Origin of the sequence: Pseudomonas chlororaphis, assembly GCA_001023535.1 — a bacterium.
Classification (GTDB): Bacteria; Pseudomonadota; Gammaproteobacteria; order Pseudomonadales; family Pseudomonadaceae; genus Aquipseudomonas; species Aquipseudomonas chlororaphis_E.
This window is the reverse complement of sequence record CP011020.1, coordinates 2,186,589-2,205,268: the sequence shown is the minus strand read 5'-3', so window position 1 is coordinate 2,205,268 and position 18,680 is coordinate 2,186,589. Positions and strand designations below refer to the sequence as shown.

Genomic DNA, 18,680 nt, shown 5'->3' with positions numbered 1-18,680 from the left:
CATGGACACCAAACTGCTCGATATCCTGGCCTGCCCGGTCTGCAAGGGTCCGCTCAAGCTCAGCGCCGACAAGACCGAACTGATCAGCAAGGGTGCTGGCCTGGCCTATCCGATTCGTGATGGCATCCCGGTGATGCTCGAAAGCGAAGCCCGCACCCTGAGCACCGACGAGCGCCTGGATAAATGACCACCGCCTTCACCGTTGTCATCCCATCGCGCTTCGCCTCGACGCGCCTGCCCGGCAAACCGTTGCTGGCGATCGCCGGCAAGCCGATGATCCAGCATGTCTGGGAACAGGCTTGCAAAAGCAGCGCCCAGCGCGTGGTGGTGGCGACTGACGATGCGCGCATCGTCGAGGCCTGCAAGGGGTTTGGTGCCGAGGTCGTGCTGACGCGCGAGGACCACAACTCCGGCACCGATCGCCTGGCGGAAGTCGCGGTGAAGCTGGGCCTGGAGCCGGAGGCCATCGTGGTCAACGTGCAGGGCGACGAGCCGTTGATCCCGCCCAGCGTGATCGATCAGGTCGCCGCCAACCTCGCGGCCCACACCGAGGCGCGCATGGCGACCCTGGCCGAGCCGATCGAGGATGTGCAAACCCTGTTCAACCCCAATGTGGTCAAGGTGGTCAGCGACCTCAACGGCCTGGCCCTGACCTTCAGCCGCGCGACATTGCCATGGGCCCGCGATGCATTCGCCCAAGGCCGCGATGTGCTGCCAGAAGACGTTCCTTACCGTCGCCACATCGGTATCTATGCCTACCGCGCCGGCTTTCTCCAGGACTTCGTTGCCTGGGGCCCGTGCTGGCTGGAAAACACCGAGGCGCTGGAGCAATTGCGTGCCTTGTGGCATGGCGTGCGGATCCATGTCGCCGATGCGCTGATCGCTCCGCCGACCGGTGTCGACACCCCGCAAGACCTCGAACGCGTTCGTCGCCTGCTGGAGGCCTGATGCGGGTCCTGTTCGTCTGTCTCGGCAATATCTGTCGTTCGCCCACCGCCGAAGGCATCCTGCGGCACAAGTTGCGCGAGGCCGGGCTGGCCGGCCAGGTCGAAGTCGCCTCTGCCGGTACCGGCGACTGGCATGTCGGCAAGGCCCCGGACAAACGCAGCCAGGCCGCTGCCTTGCGCCGGGGTTACGACTTGTCGGCCCAGCGGGCCCAGCAGGTGACTCGCGCCGACTTCGCCGCCTATGACCTGATCCTGGCCATGGACAACAGCAACCTGCGCAACCTCAAGGCCCTGCAACCGGCCAACGGCAGGGCCGAGCTGGACCTGTTCCTGCGCCGCTACGAAGCGGAACTGGACGAGGTGCCGGACCCGTACTACGACGGCGAACAGGGCTTCGAGCAGGTGCTGGACTTGATCGAGCAGGCCACTGATCGCCTGGTGATCGAATTGAAGGGACGGTTATGACCTTGCAGATACAGGCCGGCGTCAGCCTCAAGCCGTTCAACAGTTTCGGCGTCGATGTGACGGCGCGCCTGTTCGCCGAGGCCCACGACGATGGCGATGTCCGCGAGGCCCTGGCCTATGCCCGTGAGCACGAGGTGCCGCTGCTGGTGATTGGCGGCGGCAGCAACCTGCTGCTGACCGGTGACATTGACGCCCTGGTGCTGCGCATGGCCAGCCAGGGGGTTCGCTTGCTCAGCGATGACGGCGAGCGGGTGGTGGTCGAAGCCGAAGCCGGGGAGCCCTGGCATCCCTTCGTCCAGTACACGCTGGCGCAGGGCTGGTCGGGCCTGGAAAACCTCAGCCTGATCCCCGGCACCGTTGGCGCGGCCCCGATGCAGAACATCGGCGCCTATGGCGTGGAGATCAAGGACGTGTTTGCCGGCCTCACGGCGCTCGACCGCCATACCGGCCAGCAACGCGAGTTCAGCCTCGAAGAGTGTCGTTTCGCCTACCGCGACAGCCTGTTCAAGCAACAGGCCGGGCGCTGGTTGATCCTGCGGGTGCGTTTTGCCCTCAGTCGCGCCGCCCACCTGCACCTGGAATACGGTCCGGTCCGCCAGCGGTTGACCGAGCAAGGCATCGACCAGGCAACGCCCATGGATGTGAGCCGGGCGATTTGCAGTATCCGCAGCGAAAAACTCCCGGACCCGGCGGTGCTGGGGAACGCCGGCAGTTTCTTCAAGAACCCGCTGGTGCCGGCCGAGCACGTTGCGCAACTCAAGGTGCAGTACCCGGACCTGGTGGCTTATCCACAGCCCGAAGGGCAGATGAAAATCGCCGCCGGGTGGCTGATCGAGCGGGCCGGCTGGAAAGGTTTTCGCGAGGGCGACGCCGGAGTGCATGCGTTGCAGGCGCTGGTGCTGGTCAACTATGGCGCCGCCACGGGGCCGCAACTGCTGGACTTGGCCCTGCGTATCCAGAAGGACATCGCCGAGCGGTTCCAGGTCGAGCTGGAAATGGAACCCAACCGGTACTGAACCTGTCATTTGTAATCATCTGAAAACGCCCTGTCCCCTCGCGCACATGGATCATTTGTGCAGGATTGTGCAGGGCGTTTTGCGTGATCCTGGGTTAATTTAGCCTCCAACCGATGCGACCATTGCATCTGCAAGGTCCCGTGCAGACGCCTGTATGCGTGTGCATAAGAGAGCCCAATAGCCTGAGCCAGTCTGCGGTACCCGAACCGTTCCCCACGCGGCAGATTGCTCGACCCCATAACCCGACCACTATGCGGGCGTGCCCATGATTACCCTGAAACTCAATGGAAAAGACCATCAACTGGATGTGACCGAGGACATGCCGCTGCTCTGGGCGATCCGCGATGTCGCTGGCTACAACGGCACCAAGTTCGGCTGCGGCATGGGCCTGTGCGGCGCGTGCACCATCCACATCGACGGCGCCCCGGCGCGCAGTTGCATCACCCCCATCGGCTCGGTGCAGGGGCAGGCCATCAACACCATCGATGCGCTGCACGCCGACCCGGTCGGGCAGGTCGTCCAGCAGGCCTGGCTCGATACCGCCGTGGCCCAGTGTGGTTACTGCCAGGGTGGGCAGATCATGTCCGCGACGGCCTTGCTCAAGACCAACCCCAACCCCAGCGATGAGCAGATCGAGGAGGCCATGGTCGGCAACATCTGCCGGTGCGGCACCTACAACCGGATCAAGACCGCCATCCGCCAAGCCTCCACCCACCTGAAGGAGGCCAAGGCATGAGCCGCTTGCCCAAGGATTTTGTGCTGAGCAACCTCAGCCGTCGCGGTTTCCTCAAGGGCGCGAGCGCCACCGGTGTACTTGTGCTGGCCGCCAGTTGGGGCTTGCCGGATGCCTTTGCCGAGGACAAGAAGTTCGGTGCCGAAGGCATGCCCCATGGCGTGATCGACGACCCGAAGGTGTACGTGAGCATTGCCGCCGACGGCAGCGTGACGGTGATCTGCAATCGTTCGGAAATGGGCCAGGGTGTGCGCACCAGCCTCAGCATGGTGGTGGCCGATGAACTGGACGCCGACTGGGCCTTGGTGAAGGTGCAACAGGCGCCGGCCGATGAAGCGCGTTTCGGCAACCAGGACACCGATGGCTCGCGCAGCATGCGGCATTGGTACGAGCCGATGCGTCGCTGCGGAGCCGCCGCGCGAACCATGCTGGAGCAGGCCGCTGCCGCGCAGTGGGGCGTTGCGGTGACTGAATGCCGGGCGCAACTGCATAAAGTGTTGCACCAGCCGTCCGGTCGGGAGTTGGGTTATGGCGCGCTGGCGGCTGCCGCCAGCGCCTTGCCGGTGCCGGCCCGGGACAGCTTGCGCCTCAAGCAGGCGTCGGAGTTTCGCTACATCGGCAAACAAGCGAGCCGGGCCATCGATGGTGCGGACATCGTCAATGGCCGCGCGGTGTTCGGTGCCGATGTGCATTTTGAGGGCATGCTCTACGCCGTCGTGGCCCGTCCGCCGGTCTATGGCGGCAAGGTCAGGACCGTGGACAGCAGCGCGGCGCTGAAAGTACCCGGCGTGGTCAAGGTGGTGGCCATCGAAGGGCGCCCGTTGCCCTCGGAATTCCAGCCCCTGGGCGGCGTGGCGGTGGTGGCGAAGAACACTTGGGCGGCGATCAAGGGCCGTGAAGCGCTGAAAATCGAGTGGGACGATGGGCCGAACGCCGGCTATGACTCCATTGCCTATCGCAAGGAGCTGGAAGCGGCGGCGCTCAAGCCCGGCAAGGTCGTGCGCAGCAGCGGCAACCTCGACGACGCGCTGGCCAAGGCCGATTCGACCCTGGAAGCGGCGTATTACCTGCCGCACCTGTCCCAGTCACCGATGGAGCCGATGGTCGCGGTCGCTCGCTTCAAGGACGGCCAGTGCGAAGCCTGGGCGCCGAGCCAGGCCCCGCAGGTGACGCGCGAGCGCATTGCCGAGCGCCTGGGCATTGGGTTCGACAAGGTCACGGTGAACATCACGTTGCTGGGCGGCGGTTTCGGCCGCAAGTCCAAGCCGGATTTCGTCGTTGAGGCCGCGGTGCTGGCCAAGGAGTTCCCCGGCCAGGCGATCCGGGTGCAATGGACCCGCGAGGACGACATCCATCATTCGTATTTCCACACCGTATCGGCCGAGTACCTCAAGGCCGGCCTGAACCAGGACGGCCTGCCGTCCGGCTGGCTGCACCGCACCGTGGCGCCGAGCATCACCGCGTTGTTCGCGCCGGGAATGACCCACGAAGCACCGTTCGAGATAGGCATGGGCGTGACCAACATGGCCTACGCCGTGCCGAACATGCGCATGGAAAATCCCGAGGCGACGGCCTACGCCCGGGTGGGCTGGTACCGCTCGGTGTCGAACATCCCCCACGGGTTCGCGATCCAGAGTTTCATCGATGAGCTGGCCCACAAGGCGGGCCAGGATCCGCTGAAGTACCAGCTCAAGCTGCTCGGCCCGGACCGCAAGATCGACCCGCGCACCGTGAATGATGAGTGGAACTACGGCGAATCGCCCGACCGTTATCCCATCGACACGGCGCGGATCCGCACCGTGCTGGAAACCGCGGCGAAGGCCGCCGGTTGGGGCCGCAAACTGCCCAAGGGTCGGGGGCTTGGCCTGGCGGTGCACTACAGCTTTGTTACCTATGTCGCCGCGGTGATCGAGGTAGAGGTCAAGGACGACGGTACGGTGATCGTGCACAAGGCGGATATCGCGGTGGACTGCGGCCCGCAGATCAACCCCGAGCGGATTCGTTCGCAGTTCGAAGGTGCCTGCGTCATGGGCCTGGGGAACGCGATGGTGGGGGAGATCAGCTTCAAGGACGGCAAGGTCCAGCAGGACAACTTCCACATGTACGAGGTGGCGCGCATGTCCCTGGCGCCCAAGGAGGTGGCCGTGCACCTGGTGACACCGCCAGGCGAGGTGCCGCTGGGTGGCGTCGGTGAACCGGGTGTGCCGCCGATTGCGCCGGCGCTGTGCAATGCGCTCTTTGCTGCTACCGGCAAGCGCATTCGCAGCTTGCCCGTGCGTTATCAGTTGCAGGGTTGGCAGCAGGCCGGTGCCTGATGGACAGCGTTGATCTGAATGTCCTGCGCAGCGTGCTCCAATGGCGCCGCGCCGGGCAGCAAGTGGTGTTGTTCACGGTGGTCCAGACCTGGGGCACCGCGCCGAGGCCGCCGGGGGCGATGCTGGCCCTGCGCGAAGATGGCGTGGTGATCGGCTCGGTGTCGGGCGGTTGTGTCGAAGATGACTTGATCGCTCGGCTGCACGACGGTCGCATACCGGCGGACGGTCCGCCGGTGCAAATGATCACGTATGGCGTCACGCGTGAAGAAGCGGCGCGCTTTGGCCTGCCGTGCGGAGGCACCCTGCGCTTGACCGAGGAACGGGTCGGCGACCCTGAATGGGTCGCCGAATTGCTGCGACGTTGCGATGCCCACGAAATTGTCGCCCGCCAGTTGAATATCGCCGACGGCCAGGTGACGTTGACGCCGGCCGATAAGACTGACGCGCTGGTTTTCGACGGCCAGGTGCTGCGGGCCATTTATGGTCCGCGCTGGCGTCTGCTGTTGATCGGTGCCGGACAACTGTCGCGCTACGTGGCGGAAATGGCCCGCTTGCTGGATTTTGAAGTGCTGATCTGCGACCCGCGCAAGGAATTCGTCTACGGTTGGGAAGAGCAGCATGGACGCTTCGTCCCGGGGATGCCCGACGAAGCCGTGTTGAATATCCGGACCGACGAGCGCACGGCCATTGTCGCCCTGACCCATGACCCGCGCCTGGACGACATGGCTTTGCTCACGGCACTGGATTCCAGGGCGTTTTATGTCGGTGCCCTGGGGTCGCGCGTCAACAGTCAGAAGCGCCGGGATAACCTGGCTCAGCTAGGCTTGTCTGAGGAAGCCATCGAGCGACTGCATGGGCCGATCGGCTTGCACATCGGCAGCCACACCCCGGCGGAAATCGCCGTGTCGCTGTTGGCTGAAATCGTGGCGATCAAGAATGGCGTCGAACTGCGTCAGAAAAAACCGCTGTAGGTCGCAGGCAAGGAGGGCGTATGCAGGATTCCATTGGGGTGATCATTCTCGCCGCCGGGGCGGGCAGTCGGTTCCGCCAGGCAGCGGGCCCGGATAAGGACAAGCTGCTGGCTGACTGTACAGGGCGGGACGGCGGCGTGCGCTCGGTGATCGAGCAGGTGCTGGTGAATCTGCCGGCCCATCTGGACAAGCGCGTGCTGGTGACCCGCGAAGACCGTCACCAGACCGTGCGCATGGCCCAGGCCTACGGGTGCGATTGCGTGGAACTGGATTCCCCCGGCCTCGGTGACAGCATTGCCGCCGGTGTCCAGGCCTGCCCGGACCTTGGCGGGTGGCTGATGGTGCTGGGGGACATGCCGTTCATCCTGCCAGCGAGTGTCGAACAGGTGGCGGCCGGGATCCGCGAGGATGGCATCAGCGTGCCGGTTTTTGCAGGAGAGTATGGACACCCGGTAGGGTTCGGCCGGGCGTTCGCTTCAAAGCTGATGGCATTGACCGGAGACCGTGGCGCCAAGGCCTTGTTTGCCGGGGCGCGAGTGGTTGAAGTGCCGGTGGATGATCCGGGCGTGACCTGGGATATCGACGTACCCGAAGCGCTGGTTTTCAAGTAACAGTCGACATACATCAATCCACAAGGACCGTTGTGCCGAACGCAGATTTTATGCTTCCTAAGATCCAAGGTAGGAGCGAGCTTGCTCGCGAAGGCGGCGTTACAGCCAACCACCCTGCACGCTGACCCATCGCTTTCGCGAGCAAGCTCGCTCCCACAGGTTGAAGGGGCGGCTGTTCAAATCCGGTAGCGTTTGATTGGGGCGCGACAAGGCATAAAAAAGCCCCGCCGGGCATGACCGGGCGGGGCTTTTTACTGGGCGCTGGAATCAAGCGTGAGGTTTAGGCTCGTGCTCTTTTTCCAGGGCTTCAGTGTGACGCGGGGCGACTTCTTCAGCGCTGTGAGGCGCTTCGTCGATCACTGGAGTCGATTCAGCCGGGGCCGATTCAGCGACGGTTTCAGCGGCCGGGGCTGGTGCCTCGACGGCTTCCACGACCGGCGCAGGCTCGGCGGCAGGCGCTTGAGCAGCGGCAGCGGCAGCTTGTTCGGCTTCCTTCTGCAGACGCTCGGCTTCACGCTTGCGGCGACGCACTTCACGTGGATCGTTCGGTGCACGGCCGTTTTCAGTCAAGGCGCTGGCAGGTGCCGGCTCTTGCACGGGGGCGGGCGCCGGGGCGACCACGGGTGCTTCGACCACTGGCGCTGCCTCGACCACGGCAGGCTCGATCGCCTTCACTGGCTCTGGCGTCGGTTCTGGCTCGACCACCGGCGCCGGTGCGGCTGGCTCGGCGTTCCAGTTGAAGGCGGTTTGCTCTTCGCGCACCGGCTCCGCTGCTTGTTCGACAGCGGGGGCTTCAACGACCGGTTCAGCGGCAACCGCAGGCTGCTCGACGACCGGTGCAGGCTCGGCGGCGACTGGCGTTTCTGGTTGGGATTCAACCGCCGGGGCGACTTCCACTTCCGGTGCAGCGACTGCTTCTACCGGCGTGGTGGCTTCAACCACGGGCGCTTCAGCAACCGAGGCGCTTTCCACGGCAGCGGTGGCGCGTTCGGCCTGCTGGTGAGCCTCGGCTTCGGCGTTGGCACTGATGGCGCTGCTGGCAACGGCCGCGGTCACGGCCAGGCCGGCAGCCAGGTCGGCAGCGCTTGGGGCCGGGGCGTTCTCGGTGGATTCGGACTCTTCCGAACCTTCGATCACGTTGCCGTTGGCGTCGCGCTGACGCTCACGACGGTTGCTGCGACGACGCTGGCCACGGGAACGGCGGCGTGGACGATCGCCTTCGGCGGTGTCCTGGCCATCTTCCTGCAGTTGCTCTTCGGCGTTCAGCACTTCTTCTTCGCTGGCCGCGGCGGCGGCCTGCTCGGCACGTGGCTGACGCTCTTCGCGTGGAGGACGCGGTGCGCGCTCTTCACGAGGCTGGCGGGCCGGACGCTCTTCAGTCGGGGCGGCGGCAGCCGGGGCGGCATCCAGTGGCTCACGCAGCTCGCGCACGCGTTCTTCACGCTCGCCACGTGGCTTGCGGTCTTCACGAGGTGCGCGCGGCTGGCGCTCTTCACGCGGCGGACGCGGTGCGCGTTCTTCGCGGGCTACGGCGGGTGCGTCCTCACGCAGTTCGCGCGGCTGGCGCTCTTCACGTGGGGCGCGCTCTTCACGCGGTGCACGCTCTTCGCGTGGGGCGCGCTCCTCACGAGGGGCACGTTCTTCACGCGGCTTGCGCTCTTCGTCGCGACGACCGTTGCGGTTGCGGGTCTGCTGGCGACCGTTGCGGCGTTCCTCGTTGCGGGCAGGGCGCTCGGGTGCGGCAGGCTTGGCAACGACGGCCGGTGCGGCGGGCTCTTCCTTGGTGGCGAACAGGCTGACCAGCGACTTCACCAGGCCTTTGAACAGGCTTGGCTCCGGCGCGGCGGCCGGTGCGGCAACCGGGGCAACCACTTCGGTCGGCACCGGAGCGTTGGCGCGAGCCGGTGCAGTCTTGACCGCGGCTTCCTGGCGAACCAGGGTGCGGGTGGCGGCGGCCGGTTGGACGTCTTCCACTTCGGCAGCGGCAGCGGCGATTTCGTAGCTGGACTGGTTGGTGTGGGCTTCCGGGCTGTCATCGCGCAGGCGTTGCACTTCGAAGTGCGGCGTCTCGAGGTGATCGTTCGGCAGGATGACGATACGGGCGCGGGTGCGCAGTTCGATCTTGGTGATCGAGTTGCGTTTTTCGTTGAGCAGGAACGCGGCCACCGGGATCGGCACCTGGGCACGCACTTCGGCGGTGCGGTCCTTCAGGGCTTCTTCTTCGATCAGGCGCAGGATTGCCAGGGACAGCGACTCGACGTCACGGATGATGCCGGTGCCGTTGCAGCGTGGGCAGACGATGCCACTGCTTTCGCCCAGGGATGGACGCAGGCGCTGACGAGACATTTCCAGCAGGCCGAAGCGCGAGATGCGACCGACCTGGACGCGGGCGCGGTCGGCTTCCAGGCACTCACGGACTTTTTCTTCCACGGCGCGTTGGTTCTTGGCCGGGGTCATGTCGATGAAGTCGATGACGATCAGGCCGCCGATGTCGCGCAGGCGCAACTGACGGGCGATTTCCTCGGCGGCTTCAAGGTTGGTCTGCAGGGCGGTTTCTTCGATGTCGCTGCCTTTGGTGGCGCGGGCCGAGTTGATGTCGATGGACACCAGGGCTTCGGTCGGGTCGATGACGATGGAGCCGCCGGACGGCAGTTCGACGACGCGCTGGAAGGCGGTCTCGATCTGGCTTTCGATCTGGAAACGGTTGAACAGCGGTACGCTGTCTTCGTAGAGCTTGATCTTGCTGGCGTACTGCGGCATCACTTGGCGAATGAAGGTCAGGGCTTCGTCCTGGGCTTCGACGCTGTCGATCAGCACTTCGCCGATGTCCTGGCGCAGGTAATCGCGGATGGCACGGATGATCACGTTGCTTTCCTGGTAGATCAGGAACGGCGCGGAGCGATCCAGCGAGGCTTCTTTGATGGCGGTCCACAGTTGCAGCAGGTAGTCGAGGTCCCACTGCATCTCTTCGCTGCTGCGGCCCAGGCCGGCAGTGCGCACGATCAGGCCCATGTCGGCGGGGGCGACCAGGCCGTTGAGGGCTTCACGCAGTTCGTTGCGCTCTTCGCCTTCGATGCGACGCGAGATGCCGCCGGCGCGCGGGTTGTTCGGCATCAGGACCAGGTAACGGCCGGCCAGGCTGATGAAGGTGGTCAGGGCGGCGCCCTTGTTGCCACGCTCTTCTTTCTCGACCTGGACGATGACTTCCTGGCCTTCGCTCAGGACGTCCTTGATGTTGACGCGGCCTTCAGGGGCCTTCTTGAAGTATTCGCGGGAGATTTCTTTGAGGGGCAGGAAGCCGTGGCGCTCGGAGCCGAAATCGACAAAGGCAGCCTCAAGGCTTGGTTCGATGCGAGTGATCCGGCCTTTATAGATGTTGGCCTTCTTCTGCTCGCGTGCACCGGATTCGATATCCAGGTCGTAGAGGCGCTGGCCGTCTACCAGTGCAACACGCAACTCTTCGGGTTGAGTTGCGTTAATCAGCATTCTTTTCATGTAGTACCGTCGGTTTCCGGGCTGCCGGAAACGGCGTTCGGCACACACGACTTCTCACGGTCGGTGTCAGGTGCGTCCTGGAAATGGCAGTGCCACCCCAGTGTCCAGCGAGTTCGACCCAATGATGGCGAAGTCGCGACGGACGCGTCCTGCTTGCTGGTACTCAAGCACTCAGTCAGGAGGAGGAATCAACCGACGCCTGTGGACGAGATGAAGCGTCTAAATATAAGCCTAGTGCTACACAGTCCGACGGTTGTACATCTCCACCCTACACGTATCCCTGATAATTCGGGTGCTGCCGCGCGCAGAATCCGCAGCGGGTTGGCATTTACCGTGAGCTCCGAAAGGGGAGGTCACGCATCATGGCTAATTTAGGCGTTGTTTCCGAAGCTCTCGCTCGGGGTCGTTCGTAGCTGACTGCACTTTGTGAACTGGCCGTGAATGTGGCGCGCAAGGCGAGTCAGAACTCTGCTTTGCGGCGTATTTCAGGCCTCATGTCACCTGCGCTCGTTACACCTGCAAACTCTACCGTTCGTAGCGAAAGCCCCGTAGGACGGCCTCTCGTCCTCGTGAATTGCGTTGGTCAGGGCGGGTTTTTGACCGTTAGTCCGCTGTCCAGCCACTTTTGGCGGCGTTCGCGACTATAGCAGCAATGATTAAGTGCTTCAATTCCATAAAAAATTGTTATGATCGCCGCCATGACAACGACTGCCCCCTCGACCCCTGGCGTTCAACTGCTTGAGGTCTCGCCGGAATATGCCGGCCAACGAATCGATAATTTCCTGCTGGCCCGGCTCAAAGGCGTGCCCAAGACCTTGATCTACCGCATTTTGCGTAAAGGCGAAGTGCGGGTGAACAAGGGACGGATCAAGCCCGAATACAAGCTCCAGGCCGGTGATGTCGTGCGCGTGCCGCCCGTCCGGGTGCCCGAGCGCGATGAGCCGGTGCCCCTGGCCCAAGGTCTCTTGCAGCGCCTCGAAGCCTCGATTGTCCATGAAGACAAAGCCCTGATCGTGATCAACAAGCCCGCAGGCATTGCGGTTCACGGTGGCAGCGGGCTGAACTTCGGTGTGATCGAAGCCTTTCGTCAGTTGCGTCCGGATGCCAAGGAGTTGGAGCTGGTCCATCGCCTCGACCGCGACACCTCCGGTCTGCTGATGATCGCCAAGAAACGCAGCATGTTGCGGCATTTGCACGAGCAACTGCGCGGCGATGGCGTCGATAAGCGCTACATGGCCCTGGTGCGCGGGCGTTGGGAGACGTCCGTCAAGCAAGTGCGTGCACCGTTGCTCAAGAGCAACCTGCGGTCCGGCGAACGCATGGTCGAGGTCAATGAAGAGGGTAAGGAGGCCTTGACCGTGTTCAAGGTGCTGCGCCGCTTCGGTGACTTCGCCACGATGGTCGAGGCCAAGCCAGTGACCGGTCGCACCCACCAGATTCGTGTCCACACCCTGCACGCCGGGCATAGCATCGCCGGTGACAGCAAGTACGGAGATGAGGATTTCACCAAGGAAATCCGCGAACTGGGCGGCAAGCGCCTGTTCCTTCACGCCTACATGCTCACTGTGCCGTTGCCCGATGGCAGCGAGCTAAAATTGCAGGCCCCTGTGGATGAGGTGTGGGCCAAGACCGTGGAGCGGTTGAGTGCATCCTGATTACAAGCTACTGATCTTCGATTGGGATGGCACGCTGGCGAACTCCATCGATCGGATCGTGGAGGCGATGCATGCCGCCTCGGATCGCATGGGGTTCGTGCGGTGCGACGACAGTGCCGTCAAGGGCATCATCGGCCTGGGATTGCCGGAAGCCATCCGCAGCCTTTATCCGGAGATAGATGACGCTGCGTTGCCGGTTTTTCGTCAGCACTATGCCGACCACTATATAGCGCTGGAGACCGAGCCTTCGCCGTTGTTCGATGGCGTGGCGGATACCCTGCATGCCTTGCGCGCCGAAGGCTATCGACTGGCTGTGGCGACCGGCAAGGCCCGTCGCGGGCTGGATCGGGTGCTCAAGTCCCATGGCTGGGACGATTATTTCGATATCACCCGCGCTGCCGATGAAACTGCCAGCAAACCGCACCCTCTGATGCTTGAGCAGATCCTGGCGCACTGCAATATGCGCCCGGAGCAAGCGCTGATGGTGGGCGACTCGTCGTTCGACCTGCAAATGGCGCGCAATGCCGGCATGGGTTCGGTGGCGGTCAGCTACGGGGCCCAGTCGATCGAGGCGCTGCGGGCATTCGAACCACGGTTGGCCATTGATCATTTTCCTGAGTTGCACGCCTGGCTGAGCCGGCGGGCCCATTAAGTTTGCTGGGGAACCACGCATGACCGATGAATGGAAGGCACCTGCCAAGGCGAGCGCCGAGGGCGGGGATGACAAAAGCTGGAAGCTGTTGGAAAAGACCCTGCTGGCCAGCGTGCAGGAACAGCGTCGCTCCCGTCGCTGGGGCATTTTCTTCAAGTTACTGACGTTTACCTATCTCTTTGTGGCATTGGCGCTGTTCACGCCGCTGATGGACATGGAGAAAAGCGCTGTCAGCGGCTCGGCCTATACCGCGCTGATCGACATCGAAGGCATGATCGCCGACAAGGAGCCCGCCAGCGCGGACAATATCGTCGGCAGTCTGCGAGCCGCGTTCGAGGATCCGAAGGTCAAGGGCGTGGTGCTGCGCATCAACAGCCCTGGCGGCAGCCCGGTGCAGTCGGGCTACGTTTATGACGAGATCGTGCGGTTGCGCGGGTTGCACCCGGATATCAAGGTGTACGCGGTCATTTCCGATCTCGGGGCATCCGGCGCCTACTACATCGCCAGTGCGGCGGACCAGATCTACGCCGACAAGGCCAGTCTGGTGGGCTCCATCGGTGTGACCGCGGCCGGCTATGGCTTTGTCGGGACCATGGAAAAGCTGGGCGTGGAGCGTCGGGTGTACACCTCCGGCGAGCATAAATCGTTCCTTGACCCGTTTCAGCCGCAAAAGCCGGAAGAAACCGCTTTCTGGCAGGGCGTGCTCGACACCACTCACAAGCAATTCATCGCCAGCGTCAAGAAAGGCCGGGGCGAGCGCCTGAAGGACAAGGAGCATCCCGAACTGTTCTCCGGGCTGGTCTGGTCGGGGGAGCAAGCGCTGCCACTGGGCCTAATCGATGGCCTGGGCAGTGCCAGCTCGGTAGCACGTGATGTCATCGGTCAGAAAGACCTGGTGGACTTCACTGTCGAAGAGTCGCCGTTCGACCGCTTCTCGAAAAAGCTGGGGGCCAGCGTCGCCGAGCACTTGGCGATGTGGATGGGCTTTCAAGGGCCGACGCTGCGCTGATTGGCGTGCGCTGTCTCATGGGGTGAGGGGATAAACCCCCTCGCCACAGGTTCAGTGTCTGCCGGGGGCTGATGAATCAGGGGATTTGCACACCCTCGGCCAGCAGCATGTCCACCAGGCGAATCAGCGGCAGGCCGACCAGGCTGGTGGCATCAGGGCCTTCGGTGCTCTGGAACAGGCTGACGCCAAGCCCTTCCGCCTTGAAGCTGCCGGCGCAATCATAAGGTTGTTCGATCCGCAGGTAGCGTTCGACGCGCGCCGCGTCCAGCGTGCGCATATTGACGGTGAACGGAACACAATCGACCTGGCAGGCTCCGGTCTGGCTGTTGAGCAGCGCCAGCCCCGTCAGAAAGGTGACCTGGGTGCCGCTGGCGGCGAGCAGTTGTTCGCGGGCGTTTTCGAAGGTGTGTGGTTTGCCGAGGATGCGCTCGCCAAGCACCGCCACCTGGTCCGAACCGATGATTAGGTGGGCTGGGTGGCTGCCGGCCAGTGCCTGGGCTTTTTCCCGGGCCAGGCGTTGGACCAGTTCGTGCGCCGACTCGCCGGGGCGATGGCTTTCGTCGATGTCGGGGGCGCTGCAGACGAACGGCAGCCCCAGGCGGGCGAGCAGTTCGCGCCGATAGATCGAGCTGGAGGCAAGTAATAAAGGCAGCATGGGCATCTCCGATAGGCAGGGGCGAATTCTAGCGAGGCGCGCAAGTGACGGACAGGGCTGAATTTCCTTTGACATGGCAGGGTGTATCCCTATAATGCTGCGCCTATGTTGAATGACCCGATTCCACCTCACGTTGACCCGCGCAAATTGGCTGACCGTGGCACCACCCTCCAGGGTGAACTGCTGCTGGCCGATTTGAAGAGACTCTGCGACCCGCTTTCCGACGACGTCGGTACGGTCCAGGCTAAATTCGTTTTTGAACGAGATGAACGTAAATCTGTGGTGATCCACAGCTTTATCGACACTGAAGTCAAAATGGTTTGCCAGCGTTGTCTTGAGCTGGTCACCCTGCCGATCCACAGCGAATGCAGTTACGCCGTGGTGAAGGAGGGTGCGAATACCCAGTCGTTGCCGAAAGGTTATGACGTGCTGGAACTGGGCGAAGATCCATTGGATCTGCAGTCACTGATCGAGGAGGAGCTTCTGCTCGCCTTGCCCATTGTGCCTGCTCATCATCCGGAAGAATGCCAGCAGCCGGCGGGAGCAGATGAGCCCGAACCGAGCGAGGACGAGGTAACGCGGTCCAACCCGTTCAGTGTATTGGCGCAGTTAAAGCGTGACCCAAACGTTTAGGAGTTAATCAATTATGGCTGTTCAGCAGAACAAAAAATCCCGCTCTGCCCGTGACATGCGCCGTTCGCACGACGCTCTCGAGGCTAGCACCCTGTCTGTAGAAAAAACCACTGGTGAAGTTCACCTGCGTCACCACGTATCGCCAGAAGGCGTATACCGTGGTCGTAAAGTGATCGACAAGGGCGCTGACGAGTAATCCTTGTCCGCTCAAGTCATCGCGATTGACGCAATGGGCGGGGACTTCGGTCCCCGCAGCATTGTTCAGGCCAGCCTTGCTTGTCTGAATGCTACGCCCTCGCTGCACCTGACCCTCGTCGGTCAACCCTCCCTCCTGGAAGACATGCTCAACGGCCAATCGGCTGTCGATCGCGCGCGCCTGACGATTACCCCGGCGTCCGAAGTCATCACCATGGACGAAAAGCCGGCGCAAGCCTTGCGCGGCAAGCCCGACGCCTCGATGCGGGTGGCCCTTGAGCTGCTGCGCGATGGTAAGGTTCAGGCCTGTGTCAGTGCAGGAAACACCGGTGCATTGATGGCGCTGTCACGTTATGTGCTCAAGACCCTTCCTGGTATCGACCGGCCGGCGATGGTGGCGGCGATCCCGACCCAGCGCGGTTTCTGTCAACTGCTCGACTTGGGAGCCAACGTCGATTGCAGTGCCGAGCATCTGCTGCAGTTTGCCGTGATGGGCTCGGTCGCGGCGCAGACCCTGGGCATCGCGCGCCCACGGGTGGCGCTGCTGAACATTGGCACCGAAGACATCAAGGGCAACCAGCAGGTCAAGCTGGCGGCCACCCTGCTGCAAAACGCCCGGGGCATCAACTACATCGGTTTCGTCGAAGGCGATGGCGTGTACCGCGGCGAGGCGGACGTGGTGGTTTGTGACGGCTTTGTCGGCAACATCCTGCTTAAATCCAGCGAAGGCCTGGCAACGATGATCAGCGAGCGCATCGAAGCACTGTTCAGGCAAAGCCTGGCCTCGCGCGTGGTGGGCGCCCTGGCGTTGCCCTTGATGCGCCGGTTGCAGGCCGACCTGGCGCCGGCTCGGCATAACGGCGCCAGCTTTCTCGGATTGCAGGGCATTGTGATCAAGAGCCACGGCTCGGCGGGCGTGCAGGGGTTTCAGAGTGCGATCAATCGCGCGGTGATCGAGATCCAGGAGAACCTTCCCGAGCGCCTGCATGGTCGCCTCGAAGATTTGTTAACTTAGGCGTTTTCTTCCGACAATGCTTAAATGTGACCGGCTGGTTCAACCGGCCATCCAACTGTCAGTTTCCTAGCGCCTCCAGGGGCGTCACTTTCTGACGACAAGATCATTAGGGGCTTTGTTTTCATGTCTGCTTCCCTCGCATTCGTCTTTCCAGGACAAGGTTCGCAGTCCCTCGGCATGCTGGCCGAGCTGGGCGCGCAATACCCGCTGATCCTTGAAACATTCAAAGAAGCTTCCGATTCCCTTGGCTATGACCTGTGGGCGCTGACCCAGCAGGGACCGGAAGAACAGCTCAATCAAACCGATAAGACCCAGCCGGCCATCCTTACCGCCTCGATCGCGCTTTGGCGCCTGTGGCTGGCTGAAGGCGGTGCGCGTCCGGCATTCGTCGCGGGTCACAGCCTGGGCGAATACAGCGCCTTGGTAGCCGCCGGCAGCCTGAGCCTCGGCGAGGCCGTCAAGCTGGTGGAGCGTCGTGGTCAACTGATGCAGGAGGCCGTTCCGGCCGGACAGGGCGGCATGGCCGCGATCCTGGGCCTGGAAGATGCCGATGTGCTGGCTGCCTGTGCCGAAGCGGCGCAAGGTGATGTGGTCAGCGCGGTGAACTTCAACTCGCCGGGCCAGGTGGTGATCGCCGGTGCAAAGGCGGCAGTCGAGCGCGCCATCGAAGGTTGCAAGGCCCGTGGTGCCAAGCGCGCCATGCCGTTGCCGGTCAGCGTGCCATCGCATTGCGAGCTGATGCGTCCGGCCGCCGAGCGCTTTGCCGAGTCTATCGCGGCCATCGATTGGCAGGCGCCGCAGATTCCCGTGGTGCAGAACGTCAGCGCCGGCGTGGCGGCGGACCTCGAGACGCTCAAGCGTGACCTGCTGGAACAGCTCTACAAGCCGGTTCGCTGGGTCGAGTCGGTACAGACCCTGGCCGCCAAGGGCGCCACTGAACTGGTTGAATGCGGCCCTGGCAAAGTGCTTGCTGGCCTGAATAAACGCTGCGCCGAAGGCGTGTCGACTTCCAACCTCAATACCCCAGACGCTTTCGCTGCCGCCCGCGCAGCGCAGGCCTGAACAGGAGAAGCTTGCATGAGTCTGCAAGGTAAAGTTGCACTGGTGACCGGTGCAAGCCGTGGCATCGGCCAGGCCATCGCCCTGGAACTGGGTCGCCAAGGCGCCATCGTCGTGGGCACCGCGACCTCCGCCGCGGGCGCCGAGCGCATCGCCGCGACCCTGAAGGAACATGACATCCAAGGTACCGGCCTTGAGCTGAACGTCACCAGTGACGAATCCGTTGCGGCCGTGCTGGCCAGCATTCAGGAGCAGTTCGGTGCACCGGCGATCCTGGTCAATAATGCCGGCATCACCCGCGATAACCTGATGATGCGCATGAAAGATGACGAATGGTTCGACGTTGTCGATACCAACCTGAACAGTCTGTACCGGCTGTCCAAGGGCGTGTTGCGTGGCATGACCAAGGCTCGTTGGGGCCGAATTATCAGTATCGGTTCGGTTGTGGGTGCCATGGGCAACGCAGGCCAAGTAAACTATGCTGCGGCGAAAGCCGGCCTGGAAGGCTTCAGCCGTGCACTGGCGCGTGAAGTGGGTTCGCGGTCGATTACGGTAAACTCGGTGACTCCGGGTTTCATCGACACCGACATGACCCGCGAACTGCCGCAAGCGCAACGTGAAGCCCTGCAGACGCAGATTCCGCTGGGTCGTCTGGGGCAAGCTCAAGAAATCGCGTCCGTGGTCGCTTTTCTTGCGTCGGACGGTGCGGCATACGTGACCGGGGCTACAATCCCGGTGAACGGCGGGATGTACATGAGTTAAATGTGACGGATTGCTTCAAAAAAATGTCATACGAGCTGTCTAAAATCCGTTATAAAGCTGCAATCAATTTATAGACAGCGGGCCACAGGGTTTGAGGAGTGAAGCTTTCGGTTGAAAAACCGAAAAGTTCTTCTATACACTTACCCACTGGCCAGCTGCCTGAATTTGTCCATTAGGAGTGAAAACAAGGTATGAGCACCATCGAAGAGCGCGTCAAGAAAATCGTTGCCGAGCAACTGGGCGTTAAAGAAGAAGAAGTTGTGAACACCGCTTCCTTCGTTGAAGACCTGGGTGCCGACTCCCTTGACACCGTTGAGCTGGTGATGGCTCTGGAAGAGGAATTCGAGACCGAGATTCCTGACGAAGAAGCTGAGAAGATCACTACTGTACAAGCTGCTATCGACTACGTTACCAGCCACCAGGCGTAATCGTTTTTAGTCGTTGCTCGCTGTCATGGAAAAACCGCACTGCCATAACGGCGTGCGGTTTTTT

General features: G+C 62.8%; 18 protein-coding genes. 16 read left to right on the top strand and 2 right to left on the bottom strand.

Features of this window, described 5'->3' with window-relative positions:
* The first annotated feature begins 1 nt into the window (after position 1).
* From VM99_09655 to VM99_09620, 8 genes are all read left to right on the top strand, one after another.
* Entirely contained in the window at positions 2–187 is a 186-nt protein-coding gene (locus VM99_09655; protein ID AKJ98312.1) for a hypothetical protein, read from the top strand.
* Positions 184–948, top strand: coding sequence for a 3-deoxy-manno-octulosonate cytidylyltransferase (locus VM99_09650; GenBank protein ID AKJ98311.1), 765 nt, complete (start codon positions 184–186; stop codon positions 946–948). Before VM99_09655 ends, VM99_09650 begins: the two co-directional genes overlap by 4 nt.
* A complete protein-coding gene (locus VM99_09645) occupies positions 948–1,412 on the top strand; it encodes a protein tyrosine phosphatase (GenBank protein AKJ98310.1) in 465 nt (154 codons plus the stop codon). The genes VM99_09650 and VM99_09645 overlap by 1 nt, the downstream gene beginning before the upstream one ends.
* A complete protein-coding gene (locus VM99_09640) occupies positions 1,409–2,428 on the top strand; it encodes a UDP-N-acetylenolpyruvoylglucosamine reductase (GenBank protein ID AKJ98309.1) in 1,020 nt (339 codons plus the stop codon). The genes VM99_09645 and VM99_09640 overlap by 4 nt, the downstream gene beginning before the upstream one ends.
* A gap of 265 nt (positions 2,429–2,693) precedes the next feature.
* Positions 2,694–3,164: a (2Fe-2S)-binding protein gene (locus VM99_09635; GenBank protein ID AKJ98308.1), complete on the top strand. Its 471-nt coding sequence runs from the start codon at positions 2,694–2,696 to the stop codon at positions 3,162–3,164.
* Positions 3,161–5,476: an acylaldehyde oxidase gene (locus VM99_09630; GenBank protein AKJ98307.1), complete on the top strand. Its 2,316-nt coding sequence runs from the start codon at positions 3,161–3,163 to the stop codon at positions 5,474–5,476. The genes VM99_09635 and VM99_09630 overlap by 4 nt, the downstream gene beginning before the upstream one ends.
* Positions 5,476–6,447, top strand: coding sequence for a lipoprotein (locus VM99_09625; GenBank protein ID AKJ98306.1), 972 nt, complete (start codon positions 5,476–5,478; stop codon positions 6,445–6,447). The genes VM99_09630 and VM99_09625 overlap by 1 nt, the downstream gene beginning before the upstream one ends.
* 20 nt (positions 6,448–6,467) lie before the next feature.
* A complete protein-coding gene (locus tag VM99_09620; GenBank protein AKJ98305.1) occupies positions 6,468–7,058 on the top strand; it encodes a molybdopterin-guanine dinucleotide biosynthesis protein MobA in 591 nt (196 codons plus the stop codon).
* A 267-nt stretch (positions 7,059–7,325) separates the two neighbouring features.
* Here VM99_09620 and VM99_09615 read toward each other — a convergent pair whose 3' ends face one another.
* Positions 7,326–10,544 carry a ribonuclease E gene (locus tag VM99_09615; protein AKJ98304.1) on the bottom strand — a complete coding sequence of 1,073 codons (3,219 nt, stop codon included), beginning with the start codon at positions 10,542–10,544 and terminating at the stop codon, positions 7,326–7,328.
* A 707-nt stretch (positions 10,545–11,251) separates the two neighbouring features.
* On the opposite strand from VM99_09615, the gene VM99_09610 reads away from it, so the two are divergent.
* From VM99_09610 to VM99_09600, 3 genes are read left to right on the top strand one after another with little or no spacing between them, the layout of a single operon-like run.
* Entirely contained in the window at positions 11,252–12,208 is a 957-nt protein-coding gene (locus tag VM99_09610; protein ID AKK01724.1) for a 23S rRNA pseudouridylate synthase, read from the top strand.
* Positions 12,198–12,860, top strand: a complete 663-nt coding sequence (locus VM99_09605; GenBank protein ID AKJ98303.1) for an HAD family hydrolase — start codon at positions 12,198–12,200, stop codon at positions 12,858–12,860. The genes VM99_09610 and VM99_09605 overlap by 11 nt, the downstream gene beginning before the upstream one ends.
* Positions 12,861–12,879: 19 nt before the next feature.
* The gene (locus tag VM99_09600; GenBank protein ID AKJ98302.1) at positions 12,880–13,869 is read left to right on the top strand and encodes a peptidase S49; all 990 of its coding nucleotides are present in this window, start codon (positions 12,880–12,882) and stop codon (positions 13,867–13,869) included.
* Between the two features lie 76 nt (positions 13,870–13,945).
* Here VM99_09600 and VM99_09595 read toward each other — a convergent pair whose 3' ends face one another.
* Complete coding sequence (locus VM99_09595; GenBank protein AKJ98301.1) at positions 13,946–14,524, bottom strand: septum formation inhibitor Maf; 579 nt, start codon at positions 14,522–14,524, stop codon at positions 13,946–13,948.
* A gap of 105 nt (positions 14,525–14,629) precedes the next feature.
* Between VM99_09595 and VM99_09590 the strand changes: the two genes are divergently transcribed.
* From VM99_09590 to VM99_09570, 5 genes are all read left to right on the top strand, one after another.
* Positions 14,630–15,157, top strand: a complete 528-nt coding sequence (locus VM99_09590; protein AKJ98300.1) for a metal-binding protein — start codon at positions 14,630–14,632, stop codon at positions 15,155–15,157.
* 229 nt (positions 15,158–15,386) lie between these two features.
* Complete coding sequence (locus VM99_09585; GenBank protein AKJ98299.1) at positions 15,387–16,367, top strand: phosphate acyltransferase; 981 nt, start codon at positions 15,387–15,389, stop codon at positions 16,365–16,367.
* Positions 16,368–16,490: 123 nt separating this feature from the next.
* Positions 16,491–17,429 (top strand): malonyl CoA-ACP transacylase, encoded by a 939-nt coding sequence (locus tag VM99_09580; GenBank protein ID AKJ98298.1) that lies wholly within the window; start codon positions 16,491–16,493, stop codon positions 17,427–17,429.
* A gap of 15 nt (positions 17,430–17,444) precedes the next feature.
* Positions 17,445–18,188, top strand: a complete 744-nt coding sequence (fabG, locus tag VM99_09575; GenBank protein AKJ98297.1) for a 3-ketoacyl-ACP reductase — start codon at positions 17,445–17,447, stop codon at positions 18,186–18,188.
* 191 nt (positions 18,189–18,379) lie between these two features.
* Positions 18,380–18,616 (top strand): acyl carrier protein, encoded by a 237-nt coding sequence (locus VM99_09570; GenBank protein ID AKJ98296.1) that lies wholly within the window; start codon positions 18,380–18,382, stop codon positions 18,614–18,616.
* Positions 18,617–18,680: the final 64 nt, after the last annotated feature.